Genomic DNA, 24,882 nt, shown 5'->3' with positions numbered 1-24,882 from the left:
GGTCCCAGGAATGCAATGCGCGACCGGCATCGCGCCATCGCCCCCTAGCGCCCGGACGGACACAGAGCCACTGTTCAGCCAGCCGTCCTCACGCCTCTCCTGCGGGTAGGTCGAGGTGGTGCATCAAATTTGGCCACCGCGACTTCCACATACGTCGGCCCCACTCCCGCTCAATGGTCGTCGTCGCCGTCCGACGCAGCCCCCGCCCGGCCGCTGCCGAAGACACGGAAGAGCACGTACAGCGATGGGAACAGCAGCACGGATCCGACGCCGAGCACCCAGACAAGCAATCGCAGCGTCCTCGGGTTCGCCGCCGCCCCCTCGAGCGTCACGTCGGGCACCACCAGGAACGGGTACTGCGAGGCCGCCCAGCCGAGCAGTATCAGCGTGACCTGCGCCGCCGCCGCGAAGCGCGCCAGACGGAAACGGCGGGTCCACAACGCGAAGAACGCCGCGGTGGCCGCGAGGCCCGTCGTGACGTGGAGCGGCCACGTGATCGGATGATCCGTCAGCCCCTCTCGAATGAGCGGGGCGCCCCGGAACGACGCCGCGAACGACGCCAGCGCGAGCGCCGCCACCACGCCGCCCGAGGCGAGCGCGCGCCGCCGGAAATCGTCGACGAGCGCAGGCTCCTTCGCCTCGTTCGTCAGGTACACCGCCGCGAGAAACGCGAACAGCGCCAGCGCGAACAGCCCCACCACGAACGGAAATAGCGAGAGCCACGGCGCGAAGAAGCCGCTCGTCACCATTCCCGACGCCACCCGGATCCGCCCGGACGCCACCGCGCCGACGATCATGCCGAGCAGCACCGGCGCGATGACGCTCGCGAGCGAGAAGACGAACCCCCAGCGCTTCTGCCGCCGATCCCCCCGGGAATCGTAGCTGCGGAAGCTGAACGCCGAGCCGCGAAACACGACGCCCACGAGGAACAGCGTGAGGGGGACGTGCAGCGCGATCGAGATCGCGGCGAACGCGGGAGGAAACGCGGTGAAGAGCAGCACCACGACCAGGATGAGCCACACGTGGTTGGCCTCCCAGATCGGGCCGATGACCCGCTCGATGAGGGCGCGCTGCTCCCGCTTCCGCGGGCCGGAGGCGAGCAGATCCCACACGCCGCCGCCGAAATCGGCGCCCCCGAGCAGCGCATACAGCACGAGCGCCGCCATCATCACCCCGCCGATGAACCACTCAGTGCGCATCGGGCTCGCCTCCCCCGGACGCACGCGGCGCGCCGCCGCCGCCCGTCACCCCGAGCGGCGCCGCGCGGAGCTGGCGCACGAGCAGGTAGACCACCACCACGCCGAGAAAGACATAGAGCGCCGTGAACGTCCAGAAAGGCGCCGCGAGGTGCGGGAACGGGGTCACCGCGTCGCGCGTGCGCATCGCGCCCCGCACGATCCACGGCTGGCGACCGAGCTCCGTCACCAGCCAGCCCGCCTCCATCGCCACGATGCCGAGCGGGCTCGCCAGGATCGCCGCCCAGAGGAACGGGCGCTGATCCGGGATCCCCCTGCGGCGCCACGCGAGCACCGCCCCGACCACCGCCAGCAGCGCCATCGCGGAGCCCGCGCCCACCATCACCTGAAACGAGAGGTGCGTCGCCGTGACCGGCGGCCACTCGTCCCGCGGGACCGCATCCAGCCCGGGCACCACCGCGTCAGGATCCGCGTGCAGGAACACCGAGAGCCCCGCCGGGATCTCGATCGCGTAGTCGACCTCGCCCCGCTCCACGTCGGGCAGGCCGCCGACGAGGAGCGGCGCGCGGGCCGAGGTCTCGAAGTGCGCCTCCATCGCCGCGAGCTTGGCGGGCTGCCCCGTCCCGACCTCCACCGCCGCGTAGTGACCGACGAGCGGCTGCGCCAGCGCCGTCAGCCCGGCGATCGCGAACGTCACCGCGAACGCCTTGCGGAACAGCGGGCTCGACGGGTGCCGAAGGAGCACCAGCGCGTGGATCCCCGTCATCACGAACGCCGTCGCCTGATAACACGCGAGGATGCCGTGCAGCGTCTCGTGCTTCCACGGCGGGCTGAACATCGCCGCGACCGGGTCGATGTCCGCCGGGCGCCCGTCGACCATCGTGAACCCGGCAGGGTGGTTCATGCACGCGTTCACCAGGATCACGAAGAACGCCGAGAGCGCGCCGCTCAGCGCGACCAGCGCGCCCGAGAGCAGGTGCAGCCTCGGCGAAAGCTTGCCGCGCCCGTAGAGATAGATGCCGAGGAAGATCGCCTCCGTGAAGAACGCGAACCCCTCGAGCGAGAACGGGAGCCCTATCACCTCTCCGAACGTCCCCATGAAGCTCGGCCACAGGAGCCCGAGCTCGAACGAGAGCACCGTCCCCGACACGGCGCCCACCGCGAACAGGATCGCTGTCCCCTTCGCCATGCGCTTCGAGAACTCGAGGTAGTCTCGATCGCCCGTCCGGTGCCAGAGCGCGTCCGCGATGACCATGATCAGCGGCAGCGCCACCCCGGCGGCGGCGAAGATCATGTGAAATGCCAGCGACAGGCCCATCTGGGCCCGGGCATAGAGGAGGCTGTTCATGAGGCCCAGGTCGGCTCCCTTCTCCCGCGCGACCGCGACCGACGCCGTGTCCGCTCTCCTGCGGGGACGGTCCGCGCGCTCCCGCCGACCATAGGGGGGCCCGCGCCAGGGACAAATAGGGGCGAACCCGGGTAAGCTCGACGCCGATGCAGACCCTTGTCGAGCTCGTCGCGAAGAAGCGCGACGGCGGGCGGCTGTCCGAGGACGAGATCGCGCGGATCGTCCGCGCCCACAGCGACGGCGAGCTGGCCGATTACCAGATGGCCGCGCTGCTCATGGCGATCTTCTTCCGCGGCATGGACGACGCCGAGACGGTCGCGCTCACGCGCGCGATGCTCCACTCGGGCGACGTCCTCGATCTGTCCGGCGTGCCCGGACGGAAGGTCGACAAGCACTCGACCGGCGGCGTCGGCGACAAGGTCTCGATCTGCCTCGCCCCCCTCGTCGCCGCCTGCGGCGTGCCCGTCCCGATGGTGTCCGGCCGCGGCCTCGGCCACACCGGAGGCACCCTCGACAAGCTCGAGGCGATCCCGGGGTTCGACGTCGCGCTCGACGTCGACGCGTTCGCGCGCATCGTCCGCGAGGTGGGGACGTGCATGATCGGGCAGACCGCGCGGATCGCGCCCGCGGACAAGCGCATCTACGCGCTGCGCGACGTGACCGCCACGGTCGAGTCGATCCCGCTCATCGTCGCCAGCATCCTCTCGAAGAAGCTCGCGGAGGGCATCGACGCGCTCGTGCTCGACGTCAAGGTCGGGCGCGGCGCGTTCATGAAGACCCTCGGCGACGCCCGCGCCCTCGCGACCGCGCTCGTGCGCGTCGGGACCGCGGCCGGCAAGCGCGTCTCCGCGCTGCTCACCGACATGAGCGCCCCGCTCGGGCGCGCCGTCGGCAACGCCATCGAGACCCGCGAGGCGATCGAGGTGCTGCACGGCCGCGGGCCGGGCGACCTCGTCGCGTGCACGCTCGCCCTCGGCGAGGAGATGCTGATCGCCGGCGGCGTGGCGGCGAGCGCGGCCGAGGCGCGGCCGAAGCTCGAGGCCGCCATCGCGAGCGGCGCGGCGGCCGAGGTCCTCGCGCGGATGATCGCCGCGCAGAAGGGCGATCCGGCCGTGGTGCAGGACGCCGGCCGGCTGCCCAGCGCCCCCGTCGTGGTCGAGATCGCCGCGCAGGACGAGGGGTACGTCGCCGCCGTCGATCCGCTGGAGATCGGCCTGTCGGCGGTCGCGCTCGGCGCCGGGCGGACGCGCGCCGACCAGCGCGTGGACCCCGCCGTGGGGATCGAGCTCGCCGCGGTGCGCGGCGATCGCGTGGACCGCGGCGCGCCCCTCGCCCGCATCCACGCGCGCCGGGCGGACGACGCGCGGGCCGCGGCCGATCGCGTCCGCGCCGCCTTCCGGCTCGGCCCGGCGCCCGCCGAGGCGCCCGCGCTCGTGCTGGAGCGGATCGAGGCATAGCCGCGCGCGTGCGCTCGCGGGCGCTCGCCGGCGGCGCGGGGCCCCACTAAGCTGCCGGCATGCGGACCCCGAGGCGCGACCTCACCACGCTCGGCTACCGGCGGATCATCCAGCTCCTCGTTTACCTGGTCATCATCCCGGGCGTGCTCCTGTCGGGCGTCGGCTTCCTCCTGCTCGTCCTCGGCGAGGCCCAGTACAACCTCATCATGGGGATCATCGTCCTCACGTTCTGCGGGACGCTCGCGACCGGGGTCATCCTCGTGTGGGTCTTCCTCCGGCGCGAGCGCAACCTGTCCGAGCTCCAGGCCGATTTCGTGTCCAAGGTCTCGCACGAGCTGCGCACCCCGCTCACGTCGATCCGGATGTTCACCGAGACCCTCACGCTCCGGCGCGGCGACGCGATCAGCGAGGATCGCTGCATCGAGGCGCTCACCAAGGAGAGCGCCCGCCTCCAGCAGCTCATCGATCGGCTGCTCGACTGGGGGCGGATGGAGAGCGGCCGGCGCGTCTACGAGCTCTCGGAGCACCACCTCGGGGAGATCGCCGACGAGGCGATCCACGCCTTCGAGCCGACCCGCGAGAAGCGCAGCGTCGACCTCGACGTCTCCATCGACGCGAACGTCCCGCCCGTGCTCTGCGATCGCAGCGCGCTCGTCGACGCGATCGTGAACCTCCTGTCGAACGCCTACAAGTACGGCGGCCAGCCGAGGAAGATCAGCGTCTCCGCCCACGTCCTCAAGCGGTCGGCGCTGCTCACGGTCCGCGACAACGGCAAGGGCATCGCCCGCGCGGAGCACAAGCGGATCTTCGAGAAGTTCTACCGGGTCGACGATCTCCTGGCCCGGCAGCAGGAGGGCTCCGGGCTCGGGCTGTCGATCGTCAAGCATGTCATCCGGGCGCACGGCGGTAAGATCCTCGTCGACAGCGAGCCCGGGAAGGGCAGCACGTTCACCCTCGTGCTCCCGCTCCGGAGCATGCCCAAGGCGAGCGCCGAGCGACGCCCGCGGGTTGCGGCGCCCGCGGTCGCCGCGGCGCACAACGACGCGTCGGATCACGGCGCCGACGCGAGCGCGCCGCCGTAGCGCGGCCGCCGCCGGTCAGGACATGAACATGCTAGAGGACCTCCTCAGCATGACCCGAACCCCTCAGACACCCGCGCGGACCGTCCTGCTCGTGGAGGACGACCCCAGCATCGCGATGGGTCTCGAGATGAACCTGACCGCCGAGGGCTACCGCGTCCTCGTGGCCGAGGACGGGGAGCGCGGGCTCGCGCTGGCCCGCGGCGGCGGGATCGATCTCATCATCATCGACGTCATGCTCCCCCGGCTGAACGGCTTCGAGCTGCTCCGCATCCTCCGGAACGAGCGGCGCACCCTGCCGGTGATCATGCTGTCCGCGCGCGGCGCCGAGATGGACAAGGTGATGGGCCTCGAGCTCGGCGCCGAGGACTACATCACGAAGCCGTTCAGCCTGGCCGAGCTGCTCGCGCGCGTGAAGGCCGTGCTCCGGCGCGACGCGATCGCGCGCGCCGACGGGGCGCAGCTGCGCGCCGGCGACATCGTGATCAACGCGGCGACGCGCGAGGTCCGCCGCGGCGACGCGCTGATCGAGCTCACGGCGACCGAGTTCGACGTGCTGCTCTGCCTCGCCGAGGCGGGCGGCAGGGTCCTGTCGAGGGAGCAGATCCAGGCCAAGGTCTGGGGCCCGACGCACCACGGGACCCCGCGCACCATCGACAATTTCATCCTCCAGCTCCGCAACAAGCTGGAAGAGAACGCGACGACGCCGCGCCACCTGCTGACGGTGCGCGGCGTCGGCTATCGCTTCGTCCCCTGATCACAGCCGCGAGGGCCGCGCTGCGGGCGGGGCGGCCCCAGCCCGCGGCGATCGGAGGGCGAGCGCTTCGGGGGCGCGCCCCGTCAGGGCGCCTGACAGAACTTGTTGATGTTGTCGACGAGGGGGTCTTCCTGCTTGATCGCCTTCTCGATCGACGCCTGGGCGGCGTTGCTCTTCTCCGCGTCGTTGGCGTCCGCCGCCGTCGCGAGATCGCGCGCCGCCTTGGCCACGTCCTTCGCCATGGCCTGGTACTCGCCCGAGAACTTCTGCAGCTCCGGGGTGGTCAGCTTCACCTGCGCCGCGTCGGCCGCCACCTTGTCCATCGCGTCGGCCATCGCCTTCAGCTCGCTCGACCCGCCCTGGTCGGTGCCGGCCTTGGTGCCTTTCTCGATGCTCTGAACGCCCTTGTTGATGACCTCGATGAGCGCGTTGCACTCCGAGACCTTGTTCTGGCCGCAGCCGCCAGCGCCGGCGACGAGCCCGAGCGCAGCGACGAGCGCTGCGAGGGTGACCTGGGTGCGCATTCTGCTGTGTCTCCTCATGTGGTGAGCGAGGCCGGTCCGCCCATCCCTAAACGCCAAGGCATGAACCCACATTTTGCGGGTACGTTTCAACATGGAATCGGCGATCCGCGTCCACGGCCGCCGCGTGGGTCAGGACCGCACCCGCCAGTTCCCCTGGAAAGTTCGGCCGATGTCGTCGGCTGTCGGATCGGTGATGATGAGCTCCGGCCGGCCGCCTTGCGCGAACACGATCGTGTTCTGCCGGAAGACGCGGCCGAAGGCGATCGCCTCGTCCCGGTCCATGCCGTGGACGAGCCACGCCGGCTCGCGCCAGATGCCCTCCGGCTCCGCCTCGGAGCCGACGCACGGCTCCACCCGGTAACAGCCGAGGATCAGGAGATCGCGGAGGACGTGGTGGCGCTGATCGTTGACCCGGCGCGGGATGAGCATCGAGCGCGGGTTGTAGGCGGTGAGCACCGCGAACTTGCGGGTCAGGAGATCGGGGAGCCCGGCCTGATCCTGGACGATCTCGCCGTCCAGCGAGACGCGCAGCGTCCCCGCCGGGGTGGGGAACTCGTAGATGGTCGAGAAATACGACCGGAGGAGCGTCTGATCCATCGTGCAGCGGTGGGTGTGAGGGGGCCGCGGCGCTCGGCGCACCGGGTGCGTCGCCTCGCAAAGGGGCCCATGGCGTGAGCGCCCGGGCCGCCGGGCGCGACGGCGCAGGGTTACCAGAGACGCGCGGCTCTGGCTACTCGCCGGCGCGCTCGTCGTCAGACCGCCGCCAGACCACCGCCAGAGCCCGGCGCGCGCTTCCCCTGCCACGCCCGGTGCGCTAAGCGTTCCGCGCGATCGACCGCCTGCCCGCGCGCACCGCGCCGGCGGCCCTGACCCCCTGCGCCCGATGCCACGATGATCGAGGTCGAGCACCTCTCCAAGTCCTACGGCCCCCACCAGGCGGTGAGCGACCTCTCGTTCCAGGTGAGCCAGGGGGAGATCGTCGGGTTCCTCGGGCCGAACGGCGCAGGCAAGAGCACGACCCTCCGCATCCTCGCGGGGTTCCTCGGCGCGACGTCCGGCCGGGTGCGGATCGCGGGCCACGACATCACCGAGGAGCCGATGCGCGCGCGGGCCTCGCTCGGGTACATGCCCGAGACCTCGCCGCTCTACCCGGAGATGCGCGTCTCGGAGTACCTCGCGTTCCGCGCCGAGCTGAAGCTCGTGCCGCGGAGGGCGCGCGGCGAGGCCGTCGCGCGCGCCCTCCGCGACGCGCGCGTCGAGGACGTCGCGAGCGTCCTGATCGGCCACCTCTCGAAGGGCTACCGCCAGCGGGTCGGCCTCGCGGACGCGCTCGTCGGCGACCCGCCGCTGCTCATCCTGGACGAGCCGACGGCGGGCCTCGATCCGAACCAGATCCGCGAGGTGCGCGCGCTCGTGCGCCGGCTCGGCCCGGGCCGTACCGTGCTCCTCTCGACGCACATCCTCTCCGAGGTCGAGGCGACGTGCACGCGGGCGCTCGTGATCGCCCGCGGCAGGCTCGTGGCGGAGGGCTCGATCGACGAGCTCCGCGCGATGCGCCGGTCGTCCGGCGCGCGCGTCGTCGTGCGCGGGGCGGCGGACGCGGCGCTCGCGGTGGCGCGCGGCGCGGCGCAGGTCCGCTCCGCCGAGGCAGAGGACGCCGGCGAAGCGGCGCGGCTCACGGTCGAGTTCGACGCCGGCGCCGACGCGGGCGAGGCCGCGGAGCGCCTCGTCGCCGCGCTGGTCGCCGCGGGCTTCGGGGTGCGCGAGCTCGTCCCCTGGGCCCCTTCGCTGGAGCAGGTCTTCTCCGAGCTGACCGCGGCCGACGACGCCGGCGCGCGGGGCGGCGCCGGAGAGCCGGTCGAGCCCGGGGCGGAGGGCGGCGAGGCGCCTCGGCCGGCGGCCGGGAACCGGAAGAAGAAGGGCAGCGCGGCCCGGCGCGGCGAGGGCGGCGCGGGGAAGGAGCGGCGGTGAGGGGCTTCTGGCCGATCTTCAAGCGGGAGCTCTTCTCGCTCTTCGTGACGCCGCTCGCGTGGGTGCTGATCACCACGTTCCTGCTGGTGCAGGGCGTGCATTTCTTCCTGATCGCGACGCAGTTCGCGGGCGAGGTGGAGCTCTCCGCCGACACGGGCCCGGTGCAGGTCTTCTTCGGCCAGACGATCCTGATCTACCTGCCGCTGCTCTTCGTCTGCCCGCTGCTCACGATGCGCCTCTTCGCGGAGGAGCGCAGGAGCGGCACCATCGAGGCGCTCCTGACGGCGCCGGTCGGCTCCGCCGGCGTGGTGCTGGCGAAGTACGCAGCGGCCCTCGTGACGTACGTCGCGATGTGGGCGCCGACGCTGCTCTACGTCGTCCTCATCGGCAGGACCGGCGAGCTCGACTGGCGGGTCGTGGGGTCGAGCTACCTCGCCGTCTTCGCGGTCGGCGCCGGCTACCTCGCGATCGGGACGATGACCAGCGCGCTCACGAAGAGCCAGCTCATGGCCGCGGTGCTCAGCACGATGGCGGTGATGGGCATGTTCATCCTCGGCATCGGCGAGTTCATCTTCCCGGACGGCCCGGCGCACGACCTCTGCGCCTACGTGTCGGTGTGGACGCAGATGAACGACTTCTCCCGGGGGATCGTCGATCTGCGCCGCCTCGTGTTCGACGGGACGGTGGTCGCGCTGCCGCTGTTCGTGACCGTGCGCGCGGTGGACGCGTGGAGGTGGGGCTGATGTCCGGCGAGCGGCCCGCGCAAGCCGGGGCTCCGCCGCCGGGCACCTCGCTCGGCGAGAAGCTCTCGGCGAGCGTCGGGATCATCGCGGCGATGGTGCTCGCGGTGCTGGTCAACTTGCTCGTCGCTCGCCACTACAGGCGCTGGGACTGGACGCAGGGCGGCCTGTACACGCTGAGCGACGCGACCGTCTCGACGCTGCGCTCGATCGAGGAGCCGATCCGCGTCTACGTCCTGCTCTCGGAGGGCGACCCCCTGACGCTCTCGGTGCGGCACCTGCTCGACGCGTACCGGGCCGAGAACCCGCGGATCGAGGTCGAGGTGACCGATCCCGACCGGCGCCCGGCGGAGTTCCTGGCGGTGCAGCAGCGCTACGGCGTCGTCGCGGGCAAGACGGACGACGGGCGCATCGTCACGGACGCGGCGATCATCGTCGCGCGCGGCGATCGGCCCCATTTCCTGACGGCGAGCGACCTGGTCGAGGTCGAGGACGAGGACGACCTGCGGTCGCGCCCGCGGCTCGAGCAGGCGCTCACCGGCGCGCTCCGGAGCGTCCTGCGCAGCGAGCGGCCGCTGATCTGCTTCGCGGCCGGGCACGGCGAGAAGTCGATCGAGGCCGGCGGCGCCGGCGGGCTCGCGGCGCTGAAGGACCGGCTCAACAAGAACAACTACGAGGTCGTGGCGCTCGGCGGCGGCCGCGGCGCGGACGGCCACGGCGACGAGGAGGAGGCTTTCGCCGCGCCGCCGGAGCCTGCGCCGGAGGTCGATCTCGACCGCTGCCGGGTGCTCGTCCTCGCCGGGCCGAGCCAGCCGGTGCCGGCCAGCGACGTGGCCCGCTACCGCGCGTTCATCGAGAAGGGCGGCAGCGCGCTGATCGCGCTCGGGCCCGTGCCGGACGAGAGCGATCAACGGTACGTGGACCTCGGGCTCTCGGGCCTGCTCGCCGTGGCGGGGGTCGAGCTCCGGTCGGACTTCGTGTTCGAGCTCGACCCGAAGCTCCGGTCGACGCAGGGCTTCGGCGAGACCTTCGCGCCGATCGTCAGGCCGCACCCGATCACCGAGGGACTCATCAAGGCGGCCGATCTCGGGCTCGGCCCGGTGCTCACGGTGGCGAGCTCGCTCGCGCCCACGGCGAGCGGGCCGGTGGTCCCGGCGCCCCTGCTCGTGACGAGCGACCAGGCCTTCGGCATGGTCGATTTCTTCGGCTGGGCCCGGGATCCGTCCGAGCCGAAGCCGCGCGACGGCGATCATCCAGGTCCGCTCACGGTCGCCTGCGCCTCGGAGCTGCCGAAGCCCGCGGGGTCCAGCGCCGCGCACGGGCCGCGCGTCGTGGTGGTCGGCTCGCCCGGCGTGCTCCACGGCGCGAACTGGCAGAGCCCGGAGCTCCGCGGGACAGCCGTGCTCGTCGAGAGCGCGCTGTCCTGGCTCGCGGCGAGCCCGCCCATGCTCGACATCCCGGACAAGCCGGCGTTCACGGCGGGCCTGCGGATCAGCGAGGACTCGCTCGCCGGGATCTTCCGCTACGTCATCGTGTACATGCCGCTCGCCGCGGCCCTCCTCGGCCTCGCCGTGTACCTGGCGCGGCGCGGCTCCGAGCGCCGCCCCGGCGACAAGGGGGGCCCCGGCGCGCCGGGCGGGGCCGAGCGCGAAGGATCGCCGTGATGCGGCCGCTGCGCCGGCACGCGACGACGCTGCTCCTGGTCGCGCTCACCGCCGCGGCGGCCGTCGCGCTGCTCGTCCTCGACCGGGGCTCGGTGTCCACCGACGAGGCCGAGCGCCGCAAGAAGCACCTGATCGAGGCGTGGCGGCCCGACGAGATCACCGAGCTCACCGTGACGATGGCCGCGCCCGGCGCGCCGCAGACCGCGCGGCTCACCCGCGGCGAGGTCGACGACGCCGGCCAGCGCCCCTGGAACGTCGAGATCGACGGGCAGCGCTACCCGGCCGACGAGCCCACGGTCGACCAGCTCCTCGGCACGCTGGAGTTCGCGACCGCGGAGCGTCGCGTCTCCGCGGAGGCGAGCGACCCGGCCGCCCTCGGCCTGGCCTCGCCCAGGCTCTCGATCGCGCTCGCGATGGGCCCGCGCCGCGAGCGCCTGCTGCTCGGCGGCGGCGCCCCGACGCCGCCCGGCGCGGTCTACGCCGAGGTCGCGGGCCGAGGCGTCTTCGTCATCACGAAGCAGCTCGCCTCGGCCCTTGACGTGGCGCCGGATCGCTTCCGCTCGCGGAGCTTCGTCCCCTACGTCGCCGCGGAGCTCTCGGGCCTCACGCTCGACGGCGACGGCGGATCGCGGCGGTTCTCGCGCGCCCCCTGGGGCGGCGGCCGCGGGGCCGGCTTCCGCTTCGCGGAGGGCTCGCCCGAGGGCAGCGGCGTCCGGGTCAGCGCGCCGGCGCTCGACCTCGTGCTCTCGGCGCTCGGCCGCATGCAGGCCGAGGCGTTCCTCTCCGAGGAGGAAGCGCAGCAGGCCGCGTCCTCCGGCGGCCCCCGGGTCACGCTGACGCTGGAGCCCAGCGATCCCGCGGCGAAGCGCGCCGTCATCGACGTGGGGGGCGCCTGCCCGGGCCGGCCCGGCCACGTCGTCGCGGCGCGGCGCGAGCCCGCGCGCGCGGCCGCCTGCGTGCCCGCGAGCGTGCTCGATCCGCTCACCGAGGAGGCGTCGCGCTTCGTCGATCTCGCGCTCGTCGCCGCGCCGCTCGACGAGATCGCCGAGGTGAAGCTCGCCGCCGGCGAGCGTTCGCTGGAGCTCGCGCGCGCCGGCAGCGAGTGGCACCTGAGGGCCCCGCAGGACCGGCCTGTCCCGACCGAGACGGGCCGCGCCCTGGTCCAGGCGATCCTCGACGTCCGCGCCACGCGCCTCCTGCCCGGGGCGCGCGATCTCGCGGCGCTCGGCCTCGCCTCGCCTCGGGCCACCCTGCGCGTCGTCTCGACGCCGCCGGGCGCGATCGCCGAGGGCGAGCCGCAGGAGCGGATCGAGACGCTCGAGATCGGCGCCGAGCAGGCCGGCGTGGTGCACGTCCGGCGGCTCGAGGACGGCGCGATCGCCGAGATCCCGGCCCTGGCCGCCGGCGCGCTCCTCCCTTCCGAGGTGTCGCTGCGCTCCATGAAGGTCTTCGATTTCACCCCCGATCGGGTCAGCGCGCTGCGGCTCGAGCGCCCCGGCCTGGTCCAGCGGCTCCGCCGGACGGGCGAGGGCGCCTGGCGGCTCGTCGAGCCGAGCGGCGAGGGCCTCGCGGCCGACAGCGGGCTGGCGGACGAGCTCGCCGAGCTGCTCGCCGGCCTCCAGGCCGAGCGCTGGATCGCCGAGGATGCTGGCCAGAGCTACGGGCTCGGCGCGCCCCGGCTCGTGGTCGAGGCCGAGCTCGACCCCGCGCCGGAGCCCGGCGGTGGAAGCACCGGCGCGGCGACGCGCGCGGCCCGGGTGGCGCTCGGCGCGCGCAGCGGCGCGGGGTCCTTCGCGCGCGCCGGGGACGGCGCTGCGGTGTTCGTCGCGCCGCCGGCGCTGGAGGCCGCGGCCGGTCGCCTGCTGCTCCGCCGCGACGTCTTCCTCGTCCCGCCTCACGAGATCGCCCGGGTGACGCTGGTCCCTCGGGGCGCGAAGCCGGTCGTGCTCGAGCGCTCACCGGAGGGCTTCACGATCGCGGGAGCGGCCGATCAGGCGAGCGCCGCCGCGCTGGCCGCGAGCGTCCGGGACGCGCTGGCCGATCTTCGGGCCGAGGGCGCCGTCGCGCTGGGCGAGCCGGAGCGGCACCATGGCCTCAGCCCGCCGCGCCTCCGGGTCACCGCCGAGCTTTCCCGGCCGCAGGCCGCCCCGGCGGAGGAAAGCGTCGCGGTCCCGCCGCGGGCGCCCGTGGGGTCGTTCACGATCGCGATCGGCGCGGGCGACGCCTTCCGCGGCACGAACATCGTCTACGCCCGGCGCGACGGCGTGCGCGCGGTCTACGCCATCGCGCAGTCCCGGGTGCGACCGCTCCTCGAGGCGGCGGGCATCGCGGGCGACTGAGCGGTCCACGGCCCGATCGAACGGACTATTTCGTTCTGATGGCTCACCTGTGCTAGGCGACGTGCTGGACATGGCGAAGGCGGACATGGCGAAGAGGCAGCGCCCGCTGACGGTCGACATCCCCCGTCCCGGCGATGAGCAGCCGGTCTGGTCGCGGGTCGGGGTGATCGCGCTGGTGGGGTTTGTCGTCGGCGTCGCGTGGCCCAAGCTCGCCGGCGTCCGCATCGGCCCGACCGTGCCTTCCGACGTCAAGGCAACGGCCGAGGCCACGGCGGCGCCGGCGTCCCCTCCCCCCGCGGCGGCGGCGCCCGGGACCGCCGAGCCCGAGGCCAAGCCTCCCGAGGCCGCCGCGAAGAACCAGCAGCAGGTCGTGGTCGGCCCTGGCAGGATCACGCGCTGCTCCGACAAGAAGAACAAGAAGGTCGAGGACTGCGGAGAGCTCCAGTTCGATCCGATCGCGCTGCCCCGGCTGAAGGAGCTCGCCCAGTGTCCGGCGGCGCTCGGCGTGGACGGCAAGCTCCCGATCGGCTTCGAGCTCAACTTCGAGAAGAAGGAGGTCCAGGTCGTCAAGGGGAAGAAGACGAGCCTGCCGGCCTCGACGGTCAGCGGCATTCTCCAGTGCGCAGCGCGGGAGTTCTCGAACGTGTCCCTCGAGGAAGTCCCGCACAAGTACCGCCGGTACTCCCTCGTTTACACTGCCACCTTCCATCCCCCGGGCGCGCAGTCCGACGCCGCCAAGGCGGAGGCCGGCGGCGACGACCAGGAGCAGGCCGCCGGCACGACCACGAGCGAGACCGCCGTGAGCGGCCTGGCCACGGTGAGCTGGGATACTGCGCTCGTCCGCGGCGCGCCCAAGGAGGGTGATGTGGTGATGCGGCTGGTGCGTGGCACTCGGGTCAAGCTCGTTGGCCGGCAGAACGATTGGTACAAGATCGAGCACCGCGGCAAGACGGGGTGGATGTACCGCGGCGCCATCGGCCTGTAACCGGGGGCCGCGAGCGTCGGCCTGATGGGAGACACGCAGGCGGCTTCAGGCGCGGATTCCAGGGCCGCGCCCGAGCGAGGGCGCGTCGGTTCGCGTAGAATGGTTGGGGCCGATGACGCGCAAGTTTTCGCTCCCCCTGCTCCACCGGGCCCGCACCGACCGCGCGGCGGCGCCTGCGTCGGCCACGCCCACGGTGGACGCGGTGCGTGAGCGCCTCGGCGGGCGCGCGTCGACCGAGCCCGGCGTGGGCGAGCTGGTCCTGCTGACCACCGCCACGGGCAAGGCGCTCCCTGGCGTGGTCCTGTTCAGGGGTGGCACCACCGTCGATGTGTGGATTGACACCACCACAACGGCATCATCCATCCCGGACGAAGCGCGAAGCCTGGGCCTCGCAAGCGCCGTGACCCGCCGGGGCGTGGTTCACCGAGCGCGCCCTGCCGACCTCGCGCCGTTGCGCGTCGCTGCGCCGGAGTCGCTCAACGCCATCGCGGCCGACGCGCGCGTCTTCGCGGCCCTGAGCGAGGGCCAGCGCATCCGGTTTCAAGACGGCGGCGATCTCGCCGAAGGCACGCTGGTGGAGAAGTGCCGCTTCGGCGGCCTGGTGCGGCGCGACGACGGCACCCTCCTCGGCGTCGGCTTCCGCCGGCTCTGGCCGGCGCAGTCCGAAGGGGCCAAACGGGGCCAGCGGAACTGAGAGGGAGGCGGTATCGCACACTGGCCAGCTCCCTGGCGCACGGCTGGCGGCGCACGTGCGGCTTGTGCCTCCTCCGCGGACGCGATAAGAGGGCCACCGTCATCGAAGCTCGCGCGCTGCGCGTCCAAGTCGGAGGATACCCCTTGAAGCTCGCCCCCTCGTTCACGATCGCCCTCGCGCTCGCCATGCTTCCGGGCTGTGGTGCTTCGCTGTCCGGCCTGTGCGAGGACAAGTGCGATTGCACTGGCTCGTGCAGCGAAAGAGACGAGGTGGAGTGCGTGGACGCCCTCGAGGACGCCGAGAGATCCGCGGAGTACGACGGCTGCGAGGACCAGTTCGACGAGGCCATCTCCTGCATCGACGATGAGTTCGTGTGCGACGGCAGAGACGTCGCCATCGCCGGGTGCAACACGGTGATAGAGAACCTGCGCGAATGCGCCGGACTGCCCGTGTCCGGCGCCGTCGTGGCCCAGTTCTTCTGATCGACGGCCGGCGCCGAGCCTGTCGCGCGCGCCGCGTGGCTGCTCTGCGCCCCTCGTGACAGGGCACCTCGCGCAAGGCGCGTATGCGTTGCGGCAGGCCTCGCGCGGCGCGTGCCGTCCCATCTTCCTGCAAGCTGCTCCTGCGCGCGGAGGGCCTTTCCGGTCGCCAGGGTTCGGTCGAAGCAGCGCCTGGCGCGCGCCGAGAGGGCGAGATCGCTTATTCGCCGAGGTGGGTGCGGACCTTCGTGAGCAGCGTATTGCTGTCGAAAGGCTTGATGAGGTAGTCGGTGCACCCGTTCGCGAAGCCGATCTTGATGCTCGTCTGATCGCTCCTCGTCGTCATCATGATGATCGGCACGGTCTTCGTCGCATCGAACGCGCGGAGCCACCTGCAGGCCTGGAAGCCGTCCATCGCCGGCATGACGACGTCCATCAGGATGAGATCGGGGCGCTCCGCAATCGCCTTCGCGATGGCCTCCTTGCCGTTGCGCGCGATGACGATGTCGTAGTCGTCCACGCCGAGCGTCAGCTGCTGTGACAGCAGCGAAGTCAGCGAGTCGTCGACGACGAGGATCTTCTTCTTTCGAGCGGTCTCGCTGGCCTGGCTACTTGGCGCAGACGGCCGGCTCCGCGGCGCCGAGTCGGAAGCGGAGGCCGTTTCCGGAGAGCTCTTTCGCGAGGAGTCGACACGACGATCGGCCATGAGGGAGCCTCCATGAGGAGGCGCCGTTCCCTGGGGCGCCTCCGGAGTGTTCAGGTTGCAACGAGTGATCCCCCCGTCACCTTATCAGGATCGCTACCGCACCGGAACCAAGTTCCACTGTCACCCGATGTGGCCAAACCCGCGAAAGTATTCCTGAACAGACCGCTGCGCTCACCCGCAGCGAGCCGCCGAGGCCAGCTGGCGAGAGGAGGAGTTACCCGCAAACCTGCGAACCCACGACAAGCGGCTGCGCCGTGCGGAACGGCTGCTCACGCTAGCGTGTGAGGACGGTACGGCGGCGTTTGCTCGCCGGTCGAAGCAAGAGAACGGTAGTGCCCAGGGACGGAATCGAACCGCCCACACGAGGATTTTCAATCCTCTGCTCTACCAACTGAGCTACCTGGGCTTGCTGCGGGCCCCGCGCTTACGCTGGAAGCGTCGGTCACGGGCGGGCTACGTTACGCGGATGTAGCCGAATGTCAAGGAATTCTTCGGCGCGCTCCGCGCTTGCCTGCCTGCTGTCTTGCCTACCCGCGCAGAAGCCGGGGACGCACCGGGTTTCGCTCCCCCCCGTTTCACCCTCCGCGCGTCGCCCTCGGCTCGCTCTCGCGCGGGGCCCCGCCCGCTGGACGCCCCTCCCCGCGGGCTCCCGCCTGCCGTGGGCGCGGAGCGGAGCGATCACCCGGCCGCGTCGTCGGGCGCGATGTGCTGGTCGCGCTCGTGCCAGGGCGCGGAGCGATCGAGCAGCCGGAAGGCGGCCGCGAGCCACGAGGCGCGCAGGTAGGCCGCGGCGGCGAACGCCGCGAGCTGCGCGGCGAGCGCGGCCGCGACGCGCGGGCCAGTGCTGACCCCGGCGAGGTGCATGCCCAACGCCCCGCCGGCGAGCGCGACGACCGCGAGGGCGCCCCGGGACGCACAGGCCCAGACGGCCGCGAGCGGAGCACCACGCAGCGCGTCGAGCCCTCTGGAGACGGCGGTGTAGAAGCCCCGCTGCTCGCCGAGCACGGCGACCCGCGCGAGATCGTGGAGAAGGGCGATGGCCGCGACCGGTACCAGCGCGACTACGGCGACGGCGATCGCCGCAAGGTCGCGGCCGCGCGGCAGGATCGGGAGCTCCGCGCAGAGCTTCGTCCCGGGGAGCAGGATGAGCGCCGCTGCGGCGACCTGCGCCGCAAGCGCGACGCCCCAGAGCAGCGCGAGCGGGCCCAGGGCGCGCGCCGCCCGGCCTCCCAGGTCCTGCGCGGAGAGCGGTCCCTTCTGGCTCAGCGCGGCGAGTAGCACCGCGAGCGGGAGCAGCCCGAGCGCGGCGGCCAGCAGGGTGCCCAGGCTGAGCTGCGTGGCGAGGGCAGCGGCGGCGTGCACCGAGAGACGCGCGAGCTCGCTGAGCATCAGGCCGCCGGGGTCGAAGAGGATCGCGTCGCCGCGCGGGTATTCGCCGACGATCTGGGCCACGAAGACGGACAGCGGCGCCGCGACCACGAGCGAGGCGAGCGCCCGGTAGCCGAAGTACAGCGCGACCGCGGCTGGCCGCTCGTGCGCGGCGGGGCGCCCCGCCGCGCGCCGCGCGCACCCTGGCTCGGCCACCGCGGCCCCCTGCGAGCCCGGATCGCTCGCGCCCCGCTCCGCCGGCGCGCTCATGGCCCGAGGAGCGTGAGCGCGAGCCCCACGGCGAAGCTCGCGCGCGAGAGCACGCCGGGCGCGAGGAGGTCGGGGCGCGATCGGCGCGCGTTGTTCGCGAGGTCCTCGTCGAGCAGCACCCGGTGGTCGGGGTCGATCACCACCGCGGCGAGCGGCGAGGCGCCGGCGTAAGGGATCGCGGCGGTGCTCTCACGCGCACCCCACCGCGCCCGCTGCACGCTCCCGTCCTCGCCGTGCAGCGCGACGTCGACGGGGAGCACGAGCGAGCCGCGGCGCCGCACGACGGCGCGGCCGCGGTAGCCCGCCGCCTCGATCCCGGCCTCGCCCGGCGCGGGCGCCGCGCCGTCCGCAGGCCATGCGTCGAACGCCTCGACGGTGTAGTCGACCCACGCGCGCTCGAAGAGCCCGGCTCGGAGAGCCTCGGCCGCCTCGTCGCCCACCGCCCGCCGCACCGCGTCGAGCAGCGCCTCTGGGCCGGGGTGCCGGAACCGGTTCTCGCGCGCGTAGCGGCCGACGGCTTGCCGCACGAGGTCCTCGCCGTACACGCCGGCGAGGGTCGCGAGGAGCACAGCGGGCCTCCCGTACACGAGCCCGAGGTAGTCCTTTCCGTCGACGAAGCCCGCGGCCGGCTGGGCGACGGCGCCGTTGTGGCCCGACGTGAGCGCGTCGGCGCGGTACTGCGCGCGGAGGTCGATCTCGAGCCCAAGCAGGCGCGCCCACGAGCCGTCGCCGTAGCGCGCGCGCAGCGCGTCCGCTTCCGCGTAGGTGGTGAGGCCCTCGTCGAGGAACGGGTAGCGGTGCTCGTTCGTCGCGACGAGGCCGTAGAACCACTGGTGCGCGAGCTCGTGCACCGTGACCGCCTCGACGAGACGCACGCCCACGGCGGGCCAGAGCCAGCTGCCGCCGGTCGTGATGAGCGTCGGATACTCCATGCCGCCCGCCTCCTCGGCGCCCTCCGGCGGGTGCACGATCGTGAGCGTGCCGTACGGGTAGCGGCCGAACGCCGCGCCGAAGCGCTCGAGGCCGAACCGGACCAGGTCGATCTCCAGCGCCGCCTCGCGCTCGCTCCCTTCGGGGAAGAGGCACCGGATCGCGACGCCGTCGCCGGTCGTGGCGCGCAGCTCGCGAAAGCGGTCCCACGCGGCGAAGGCGAATTCGTGCACGTCCTCCTGCACGAACCGGCGGATCGCTCGCCCGTCGGCCCGCCGCTCCTCCACGAGCCGGCCGGTCGCCCCGACCACGAAGCGCTCCGGGACGTCGACCGTCACGTCGTACGCCCCGAAGTCGGCGTAGAACTCCGAGAGCCGGTGGTAAGGGAAGTGCGCCCAGCGCCCGTCGGGCTCGAGGCGCGCGATCTTCGGGAACCACTGCCCCACCATGTGGAAGCTCCCGTGGTGACCCGTCCTGAGCGCGAGCGACGGGAGGTCCGCGTCCCACGCGAGATCGATCGTGATCGCCTCGCCCGGCGCCACGGCCCGCGGCAGCTCCACCCGGATGTCGGTCGCGTCGTCGGGATCGCCGGGCGTCGTGGGCTTCCCGCGGGGCCAGACGTCCGCGCCCTCCATCTCGCGAACCGCGAAGCGGGCCACCTGGATATGACCGTAATCATACAGTATTTCGCTACCGCGAAAGCCGTTGATGGACGAGCGGAGGAACACGGTGCGCGGGTCCTTGAAGGCGTTCAGGTAGAGGTGGACGAACAGCTCGCGCTGCGGCTCGCGCGACGTGTTCCGCCAGACCAGCGTGCCCTCGCCGTGCATCGTGTGCTGCGCCGGATCGAGGCTCGCGCGCAGCGTGTAGCTCGCGATCGGATCGGCGTGGGCCGCGAGCTCCGCGTCCGGCGGAGACGCGGGCGCCGGAGCTGCCAGCGCCGGCGCGGCGCTCGCGCCGGAGGGGGCGGCCGGCGACCGCCGCGCCGGAGCGTCGGGCTCGATCGGCTGGACCGTCGAGAGCAGCGACGCGCCCATGCGGCCGGCGAGCAGCGCGAGGAGGAGACCGAGAGCGGCCTGGAGAGCCGTGCGCACCGGTGCAACCTAGCGAGCTTGCGGCATCGCGGAAAGGCGGGTCTGGGGACGCGGCGGTCCGCTCGGAACGATGAGGCGGCGCCGCGACGTCAGGCGAGGCCGGCGCCTAGACGCTGCAGACGATCCCCTCCTGCACGAGCTCGTACAGGAGCCGCAAGGCCTCGAGCGACTGCATGCCCGACACGTCGAGGATCTCGTCGATCGAGCTGTAGCCGTCGATGCACGAGAGCAGGAAGCCCGCGCGGTGATCGAGGTTCAGCGAGCGGAGCTGATCCGGCGACACCGCGAGCCGCAACACCCGCGAGCCGTCTCCGAGGCGCGACTGGTACATCTGCCGGAGCATCTCGACGCAGCTGTCCGCGTACTGCCGCGCCATCCAGTCCTTCGGGTTCTCCTCGAGCAGGCCCTCCGCGAGGATGAGCGCGCCGCCGAAATCGCCCTGATCGAACCGGTGCTGCATCTGCTCCCGCGGCCCCTGGGCGCTCAGGTGGGGCTCGGTTGCGCGTGAATGAACCCCCTTGTCGACCGTCGCGACGGCCGCAGGCGCGCGCTCGGTCTCGGATCGGCGCGGAGCGCGCGCCGCGCCCTGCGCCTCGCCCGATACCCTGTACGAGGTCGAACCGGCGAGCGCCCCCGTCCCGCCGCGGAACGCGGGCTCGTCGTCCTCCACGAGCAGGCCGTAACGGAGCGTGCCGGGCGGCGGCGTGATCGGCGGCTCGTCCATCGGAGGGCCCGGCTCCTCGAACCCGAGATCGAGGCGAAAATCGATGCCCAGCGGCCCGCCGTCGTCCGGACGAGGGACGCGCCCCTTCGCCGCCGGGGGGACATGGACGTCCCGCGCATCGACCGGCGGACCACCGAAGACGTCGATCTCGCCAAAGCTGCGCGGGTACGACGAGCTCGGCTCGCGCAGGAGCTCGTCGTCGAGCTCCGACCCGAAGTCGCGCTCGGCGTCGAGCGATCCGAACCCCATCCGCCCGCCGGGCCGCGACGGGACCCCGGGCTCGTCGCACTCCAGGCCGAGCCTCGCGGTCTCTCGGCCGGGAGCGCCGTGTTTGCCCGAGAACGAGGAGCCGGGCGGCGGCTCCCAGGGGATCGTCCGGCGCGGCGGCGGGACGGGCGGGTACCCCTCCGGTGGAAAGGCCTCCGGAGGGCGCTGCCGCTGGGCGGTGATCTCGGAGCTCGAGTGAGAGCGGCGGGTCATCATCTTTGCCACGTAGTCGCTGACCGGGATCGGCGGCGGGAGCGTGATCTTGCCCTCGCCGTCCGGCTGCAGAGGCGTGCCGGCGGGCGGGGTTTCCATGCGGGGTGAGCCCTTCTCCTCGCGGGCGAGCGCGGCGAGCGCGAGGAGCTCCTTCGAGGCGACCGGTTGGGTGTCCTCGAGCTCGTCCACCTCGTCGAGCCCCCAGGAGGAGTCCAGGGTCTTGGAGTCAGGCGGCACCGACCGCATCGTCTTCCCTCATCGCGGCCACCCCTCACCCCTGTGGCCTGGCTACGACACCCTTGAACATCCGGTGGGTGCGCGAGAGCGCCTCCATCTGCTCCTTGACCGCGGCCGCGTCGCGCCGGCCGATGGCCTGACGCGAGCGGTCCACGATCCCGCGCGCCTTGCCGATGGCGTCGCGGCCGAAGTCGCTGGACGCCACGATCTGCTCGACCTGCGGGAACATCCGCTCGATCTCGGCGATGAGCTTCTCGGCCTCCTGTCGGACGCCCTCGAACTGGTCGCTCGCGCGGCGATCGACGAGGTACTCCTTCGCCGCCTCCATCATCTCGCCGACCTCCTCCTTCGTGAGGCCGCTCGACGCGGTGACCTGGATCGACTGCTGCTGGCCCGTCTCCAGATCCTTCGCGCTCACCGAGACGATGCCGTCGCTGTTGATCTCGAACGTGACCTCGATCTCGACCTGCCCCTTCGGCGCGCGGCGCAGGCCGGTGAGGATGAACTCGCCGAGCAGCTCGTTGTCCGTCGCCTTCTGGTGCTCCCCTTGCATGACAAGGATTTTCACGGCGGTCTGGTTGTCGCGGCTCGTCGTGAAGATCTTCGACCGGCTCGTGGGCACCGTGGTGTTCTGCGGGATGAGCTCCTCGAAGTTCGACCCGAACGTCATGATGCCGAGCGCGTGCGGCGTGACGTCGAGCAGGATCATCTGCTTCGTCTCGTCCACGAGCGCGGCGCCCTGCACCGCCGCGCCGAGCGCGACCACCTCGTCGGGGTGCACCCCCTTGCACGGCTCACGCTCGAAGAAGTCGCGGACGGCCTCCTGCACCCTCGGCATGCGCGTCATGCCGCCGACGAGCACGACGTCCTCGATCTCGTCGCGGTCGAGCCGCGCATCCTCGAGCGTCTGGCTGCAGATCTCGATGCACCGCTCGACGAGATCCTCGCACAGCTCCTGCAGCGTGGCCCGCGAGAGCGTCCGCTGGAGGTGCAGCGCCTCGTTCCGCGCGCTCGAGATGATGAACGGCAGGTTGATCTCGGTCTCCAGGACGCTGGACAGCTCGCACTTCGCCTTCTCGGCCGCGTCCTTGAGCCGCTGGAGCGCCATCCGGTCCTGCCGCAGATCGACGTCGTGCTGCTCCTTGAAGCCCTGCACAAGCCAGTCGATGACGCGCGCGTCGAAGTCCTCGCCGCCGAGGAACGTGTCCCCCGCCGTGGCGATGACCTTGAAGACCCCGCCCGCGCCGATCTCGAGCACGGAGATGTCGAACGTGCCGCCGCCGAGGTCGAAGACGGCGATCGTCTTCTCGACGTTCTTGCCGAACCCGTACGCGAGCGCTGCAGCCGTCGGCTCGTTGACGATGCGGATGACGTCGAGCCCCGCGATCTGGCCCGCGTCCTTCGTCGCCTGCCGCTGGTTGTCGTTGAAGTAGGCGGGGACCGTGATGACCGCCTTCGAGACCGGTTCGTTGAGGTAGTCCTCGGCGAACAGCTTCATCTCCTGGAGGACCATCGCGCTGATCTCGGGGACCGAGTACGTCTTGTCGCGCAGCTGGATGCGGACGTCGCCGTGCGGCCCCTCGACGATCTTGTACGAGGCGGTCAGGATCGCGTTCTTCACCTGCGGGGACGACCACTTCCGGCCGATCAGCCGCTTCGCGGCGTAGACCGTGTTCTCGGCGTTGGTGATCGCCTGCCGCTTCGCGATGTGCCCGCAGAGCCGCTTGCCGGCCTCGGTGATCGCGACCATGGACGGCGTCGTCTTGTACCCACCGCGATTCGGGATGACGGTCGGGACGCCCTCCTCGACGATGGCAACGCACGAGTTCGTGGTGCCAAGGTCAATGCCGATGACACGCTCCATCGATGCCGCTGCTCCTCTTGTGATCTTCGGCCCGAACGGCCGCTGAGGCCACGATGCTAGACCGTTTCGCGGAGCCGAGCGGGCCAATCGTGCGCCGGCCATGCGGAAGGCGCCGCCCCGGGCCTGCCCGAGGCCGACGCGCCTTCTGTAAGGGCCGGCGCTAGACTTGCTTCCCCTGCTGTTTGGCCTGCTCGCGCGCCTGCGCGACGAGACCGCGCAGCCTACCATCGTTCCCTGCGAGCTCGGCGGCGCGTTCGAGCTCGCCGGCCGCGCTCTTCGCGAGCCCCGCGGCCGCGTACGACAGCGCGAGCGTGATCCGGTACTCCACGGAGGCGGGCACGAGCTCCACCGCCCGCCGCGCAAACTCCACCGCCCGCCGCGAGCTCTCCCCGGCCTGGAGCGTCGCGTGCGCGACCCGCTCGTGCGCGCCGGCGTCGTCCGGGCGACCGTTGCACACCTTCACGTAGCTCAGCGCCGCCTCGACCCACCGGCCGGTCTGTGCCTCGTACTCGGCCTGCTTGAGGTACCCGTCCGCCAGCGCCACCGCCGCGAGGCGCTCCACCTCGGCCGACGCCCTCTGGAGCTCTGCGTCCTCCGGAGCCAGCGACGCGGCGATCCGGTACGCGTTGGCCGCGCTCGCGAACTCGCTCCGCTCGAGCGCGGCCCGAGCCACGTCGGAGTACCGCGCGATCTGGCTCCGGAGCGCCTCGTTGCGGGCGTTCTCGTAACGCGCCTTGAGCGCCTCGACCGCCCGTATCGACTCCGGCGAACGCACGCCGGAAGGGATCTTCGGAGGCGCCGCAGGGGCGCCTGCCGCCACAGCTGGCACGACGGCCGTTCCAGGCGCAGCGGTCGCCACGGCCGGCGGGGTGGCCGCCCGAGGCGCGGCGGTCACCGCGGCCGGCGTTGCAGCTGCCCCGGACGCAGCGGCCGCCGACGCAGAGGGCGCCCCCGGCGGAGCGCGCCGCAAGCCTCCGGTGAGCTTGCGCGCGAACGTCTCACGCCGATCCTTGGCGGTGGGGGCAGGCGCGACAGGCGTGGCCGGCGCTGCGCTCCGCGCCGGCGCGCCTCCGTTGTCGGGCGAGCCTCCTCCTGCGCGCGGCTGCGCCGGCGACGGCTGAACCGGCGCGGCGGCACCGGAGGACACAGCGGACGCGCCCTGCTCCGCGGGCGCGCGCTCGGAGGAATAACGCCCGGGCGACGCGCCCATGTCGCGCGGATCGGCGAACGCGGCGCGCACCGTGGCGTCGACGGCGGTAGTTATCGTGGCGATGTCGCGCGGCGTCTGCTCGATCAGCGCCGCCATCGTCCGGTTCTTGTGGGTCTGCTCGAGGTACGCGTCGTACTCGGCGCGCCGCTGCTTCGACGTCAGCGTGTCGTGCGCCAGCGTGATGCGCGTGAAGATGGCCTCGATCTTCGGCTTGTAGGAGCCGAGCTGCTTCCGGAAGTAGGTGTCCGGATGGAACTCCGGCGCGAGCTGGTAGTAGGCGCTCTTGATCTGCTTCTTGTCCGCCTGATCCGCGACGCCGAGCAGCGCGTAATAGCTGAGATCCTCGAGACGGTAGTAGAGGTCGAGGATCCGCCGTTTCCGGTCGGAGGCGAGCTCGACCGGCTCGTCGAGCTCGGCGGGATCGTAGAGCGGCAGGGACTCCATCTGCTGAAGCGCGTCCCGGCCGAGCGGGACGGCCTCGGACCCGGACGGCATCGTCTTCTCCGGATCCACCGCGGCCGCGCGCCGCGCGGCGTCCCGCGGCGGAGGCTGTCCGGAGGGCTCCCCATCCAGGAGGATCGCGCCGAGGTCGCGCAAGCGGCGTAGCGCCTCGACGGTATCGCCGTGCGACATTCCCGTGATCAAGGACAGATCCCGATCCGTCAGGACGCCGTCGATGCGGGACAGGAGGAACGCCTCCGCGGGTTTCAGCGGGAGCGATTTGAGATCGTACCCGGGCTTCGGCCTTGGAACACGGAACGTCATC

20 protein-coding genes and 1 tRNA gene are annotated in these 24,882 nt (G+C 72.3%); 10 read left to right on the top strand and 11 right to left on the bottom strand.

Going from position 1 to position 24,882, the window contains the following annotated elements:
- Nucleotides 1-170 precede the first annotated feature (170 nt).
- Complete coding sequence (locus tag WME82_RS13735; protein WP_438043212.1) at nt 171-1,199, bottom strand: cytochrome d ubiquinol oxidase subunit II; 1,029 nt, start codon at nt 1,197-1,199, stop codon at nt 171-173.
- Nucleotides 1,189-2,544 (bottom strand): cytochrome ubiquinol oxidase subunit I, encoded by a 1,356-nt coding sequence (locus WME82_RS13730; protein WP_438043211.1) that lies wholly within the window; start codon nt 2,542-2,544, stop codon nt 1,189-1,191. The genes WME82_RS13735 and WME82_RS13730 overlap by 11 nt, the downstream gene beginning before the upstream one ends.
- A gap of 146 nt (nt 2,545-2,690) precedes the next feature.
- Between WME82_RS13730 and WME82_RS13725 the strand changes: the two genes are divergently transcribed.
- From WME82_RS13725 to WME82_RS13715, 3 genes are read left to right on the top strand one after another with little or no spacing between them, the layout of a single operon-like run.
- Entirely contained in the window at nt 2,691-4,001 is a 1,311-nt protein-coding gene (locus tag WME82_RS13725) for a thymidine phosphorylase (protein WP_438043210.1), read from the top strand.
- Between the two features lie 59 nt (nt 4,002-4,060).
- Nucleotides 4,061-5,083 carry a sensor histidine kinase gene (locus tag WME82_RS13720; protein ID WP_438043209.1) on the top strand — a complete coding sequence of 341 codons (1,023 nt, stop codon included), beginning with the start codon at nt 4,061-4,063 and terminating at the stop codon, nt 5,081-5,083.
- Nucleotides 5,084-5,132: 49 nt separating this feature from the next.
- On the top strand, nt 5,133-5,837 hold the full coding sequence (locus tag WME82_RS13715; protein WP_437871204.1) for a response regulator transcription factor: 705 nt from the start codon (nt 5,133-5,135) through the stop codon (nt 5,835-5,837).
- 83 nt (nt 5,838-5,920) lie between these two features.
- Here the strand turns inward: WME82_RS13715 and WME82_RS13710 are convergent, their stop codons facing one another.
- Nucleotides 5,921-6,361 (bottom strand): hypothetical protein, encoded by a 441-nt coding sequence (locus WME82_RS13710; RefSeq protein ID WP_437299476.1) that lies wholly within the window; start codon nt 6,359-6,361, stop codon nt 5,921-5,923.
- Between the two features lie 129 nt (nt 6,362-6,490).
- Nucleotides 6,491-6,958, bottom strand: a complete 468-nt coding sequence (locus WME82_RS13705; protein ID WP_437592584.1) for a DUF3293 domain-containing protein — start codon at nt 6,956-6,958, stop codon at nt 6,491-6,493.
- 294 nt (nt 6,959-7,252) lie between these two features.
- Between WME82_RS13705 and WME82_RS13700 the strand changes: the two genes are divergently transcribed.
- The 7 genes from WME82_RS13700 (at nt 7,253) to WME82_RS13670 (ending at nt 15,236) form a co-directional block, all read left to right on the top strand.
- Nucleotides 7,253-8,332 (top strand): ABC transporter ATP-binding protein, encoded by a 1,080-nt coding sequence (locus tag WME82_RS13700; protein WP_438043208.1) that lies wholly within the window; start codon nt 7,253-7,255, stop codon nt 8,330-8,332.
- Nucleotides 8,329-9,075, top strand: a complete 747-nt coding sequence (locus tag WME82_RS13695) for an ABC transporter permease (RefSeq protein WP_012235062.1) — start codon at nt 8,329-8,331, stop codon at nt 9,073-9,075. Before WME82_RS13700 ends, WME82_RS13695 begins: the two co-directional genes overlap by 4 nt.
- Nucleotides 9,075-10,736 (top strand): GldG family protein, encoded by a 1,662-nt coding sequence (locus WME82_RS13690; RefSeq protein ID WP_438043207.1) that lies wholly within the window; start codon nt 9,075-9,077, stop codon nt 10,734-10,736. The genes WME82_RS13695 and WME82_RS13690 overlap by 1 nt, the downstream gene beginning before the upstream one ends.
- On the top strand, nt 10,736-13,075 hold the full coding sequence (locus WME82_RS13685; protein WP_438043206.1) for a DUF4340 domain-containing protein: 2,340 nt from the start codon (nt 10,736-10,738) through the stop codon (nt 13,073-13,075). The genes WME82_RS13690 and WME82_RS13685 overlap by 1 nt, the downstream gene beginning before the upstream one ends.
- A 70-nt stretch (nt 13,076-13,145) precedes the next feature.
- On the top strand, nt 13,146-14,060 hold the full coding sequence (locus WME82_RS13680; protein WP_438043205.1) for an SH3 domain-containing protein: 915 nt from the start codon (nt 13,146-13,148) through the stop codon (nt 14,058-14,060).
- 112 nt (nt 14,061-14,172) lie between these two features.
- Nucleotides 14,173-14,754, top strand: a complete 582-nt coding sequence (locus tag WME82_RS13675; protein ID WP_438043204.1) for a hypothetical protein — start codon at nt 14,173-14,175, stop codon at nt 14,752-14,754.
- A gap of 143 nt (nt 14,755-14,897) precedes the next feature.
- The gene (locus WME82_RS13670; protein WP_437745887.1) at nt 14,898-15,236 is read left to right on the top strand and encodes a hypothetical protein; all 339 of its coding nucleotides are present in this window, start codon (nt 14,898-14,900) and stop codon (nt 15,234-15,236) included.
- A gap of 217 nt (nt 15,237-15,453) precedes the next feature.
- Here the strand turns inward: WME82_RS13670 and WME82_RS13665 are convergent, their stop codons facing one another.
- From WME82_RS13665 to WME82_RS13635, 7 genes are all read right to left on the bottom strand, one after another.
- Nucleotides 15,454-15,939, bottom strand: coding sequence for a response regulator (locus WME82_RS13665; protein WP_437535278.1), 486 nt, complete (start codon nt 15,937-15,939; stop codon nt 15,454-15,456).
- A gap of 333 nt (nt 15,940-16,272) precedes the next feature.
- Nucleotides 16,273-16,345, bottom strand: a tRNA-Phe gene (locus WME82_RS13660).
- Nucleotides 16,346-16,617: 272 nt separating this feature from the next.
- Nucleotides 16,618-17,577 (bottom strand): hypothetical protein, encoded by a 960-nt coding sequence (locus WME82_RS13655; RefSeq protein ID WP_438043203.1) that lies wholly within the window; start codon nt 17,575-17,577, stop codon nt 16,618-16,620.
- Nucleotides 17,574-19,601 carry a M1 family metallopeptidase gene (locus WME82_RS13650; RefSeq protein WP_438043202.1) on the bottom strand — a complete coding sequence of 676 codons (2,028 nt, stop codon included), beginning with the start codon at nt 19,599-19,601 and terminating at the stop codon, nt 17,574-17,576. The genes WME82_RS13655 and WME82_RS13650 overlap by 4 nt, the downstream gene beginning before the upstream one ends.
- A gap of 106 nt (nt 19,602-19,707) precedes the next feature.
- A complete protein-coding gene (locus WME82_RS13645; RefSeq protein WP_438043201.1) occupies nt 19,708-21,042 on the bottom strand; it encodes a hypothetical protein in 1,335 nt (444 codons plus the stop codon).
- Nucleotides 21,043-21,076: 34 nt separating this feature from the next.
- Nucleotides 21,077-22,906 carry a molecular chaperone DnaK gene (gene dnaK, locus WME82_RS13640; protein WP_272103249.1) on the bottom strand — a complete coding sequence of 610 codons (1,830 nt, stop codon included), beginning with the start codon at nt 22,904-22,906 and terminating at the stop codon, nt 21,077-21,079.
- A gap of 160 nt (nt 22,907-23,066) precedes the next feature.
- Complete coding sequence (locus WME82_RS13635; RefSeq protein WP_438043200.1) at nt 23,067-24,881, bottom strand: DnaJ domain-containing protein; 1,815 nt, start codon at nt 24,879-24,881, stop codon at nt 23,067-23,069.
- Nucleotide 24,882: the final 1 nt, after the last annotated feature.

Source organism: Sorangium sp. So ce128 (genome assembly GCF_051525245.1).
Classification (GTDB): domain Bacteria; phylum Myxococcota_A; class Polyangia; order Polyangiales; family Polyangiaceae; genus Sorangium; species Sorangium cellulosum_B.
This window is presented reverse-complemented; position numbering and strand designations above follow the sequence as displayed.

What these genes read in the sequence shown, in the direction of transcription:
- WME82_RS13635 (WP_438043200.1), bottom strand. Translation starts at nt 24,881, where the DNA reads ATGACGTTCCGTGTTCCAAGGCCGAAGCCCGGGTACGATCTCAAATCG.
- WME82_RS13680 (WP_438043205.1), top strand. Translation starts at nt 13,146, where the DNA reads ATGGCGAAGGCGGACATGGCGAAGAGGCAGCGCCCGCTGACGGTCGAC.
- WME82_RS13730 (WP_438043211.1), bottom strand. Translation starts at nt 2,544, where the DNA reads ATGAACAGCCTCCTCTATGCCCGGGCCCAGATGGGCCTGTCGCTGGCA.
- WME82_RS13685 (WP_438043206.1), top strand. Translation starts at nt 10,736, where the DNA reads ATGCGGCCGCTGCGCCGGCACGCGACGACGCTGCTCCTGGTCGCGCTC.
- dnaK (WP_272103249.1), bottom strand. Translation starts at nt 22,906, where the DNA reads ATGGAGCGTGTCATCGGCATTGACCTTGGCACCACGAACTCGTGCGTT.
- WME82_RS13725 (WP_438043210.1), top strand. Translation starts at nt 2,691, where the DNA reads ATGCAGACCCTTGTCGAGCTCGTCGCGAAGAAGCGCGACGGCGGGCGG.
- WME82_RS13690 (WP_438043207.1), top strand. Translation starts at nt 9,075, where the DNA reads ATGTCCGGCGAGCGGCCCGCGCAAGCCGGGGCTCCGCCGCCGGGCACC.
- WME82_RS13710 (WP_437299476.1), bottom strand. Translation starts at nt 6,361, where the DNA reads ATGCGCACCCAGGTCACCCTCGCAGCGCTCGTCGCTGCGCTCGGGCTC.
- WME82_RS13735 (WP_438043212.1), bottom strand. Translation starts at nt 1,199, where the DNA reads ATGCGCACTGAGTGGTTCATCGGCGGGGTGATGATGGCGGCGCTCGTG.
- WME82_RS13665 (WP_437535278.1), bottom strand. Translation starts at nt 15,939, where the DNA reads ATGGCCGATCGTCGTGTCGACTCCTCGCGAAAGAGCTCTCCGGAAACG.
- WME82_RS13655 (WP_438043203.1), bottom strand. Translation starts at nt 17,577, where the DNA reads ATGAGCGCGCCGGCGGAGCGGGGCGCGAGCGATCCGGGCTCGCAGGGG.
- WME82_RS13715 (WP_437871204.1), top strand. Translation starts at nt 5,133, where the DNA reads ATGACCCGAACCCCTCAGACACCCGCGCGGACCGTCCTGCTCGTGGAG.
- WME82_RS13720 (WP_438043209.1), top strand. Translation starts at nt 4,061, where the DNA reads ATGCGGACCCCGAGGCGCGACCTCACCACGCTCGGCTACCGGCGGATC.
- WME82_RS13700 (WP_438043208.1), top strand. Translation starts at nt 7,253, where the DNA reads ATGATCGAGGTCGAGCACCTCTCCAAGTCCTACGGCCCCCACCAGGCG.
- WME82_RS13675 (WP_438043204.1), top strand. Translation starts at nt 14,173, where the DNA reads ATGACGCGCAAGTTTTCGCTCCCCCTGCTCCACCGGGCCCGCACCGAC.
- WME82_RS13705 (WP_437592584.1), bottom strand. Translation starts at nt 6,958, where the DNA reads ATGGATCAGACGCTCCTCCGGTCGTATTTCTCGACCATCTACGAGTTC.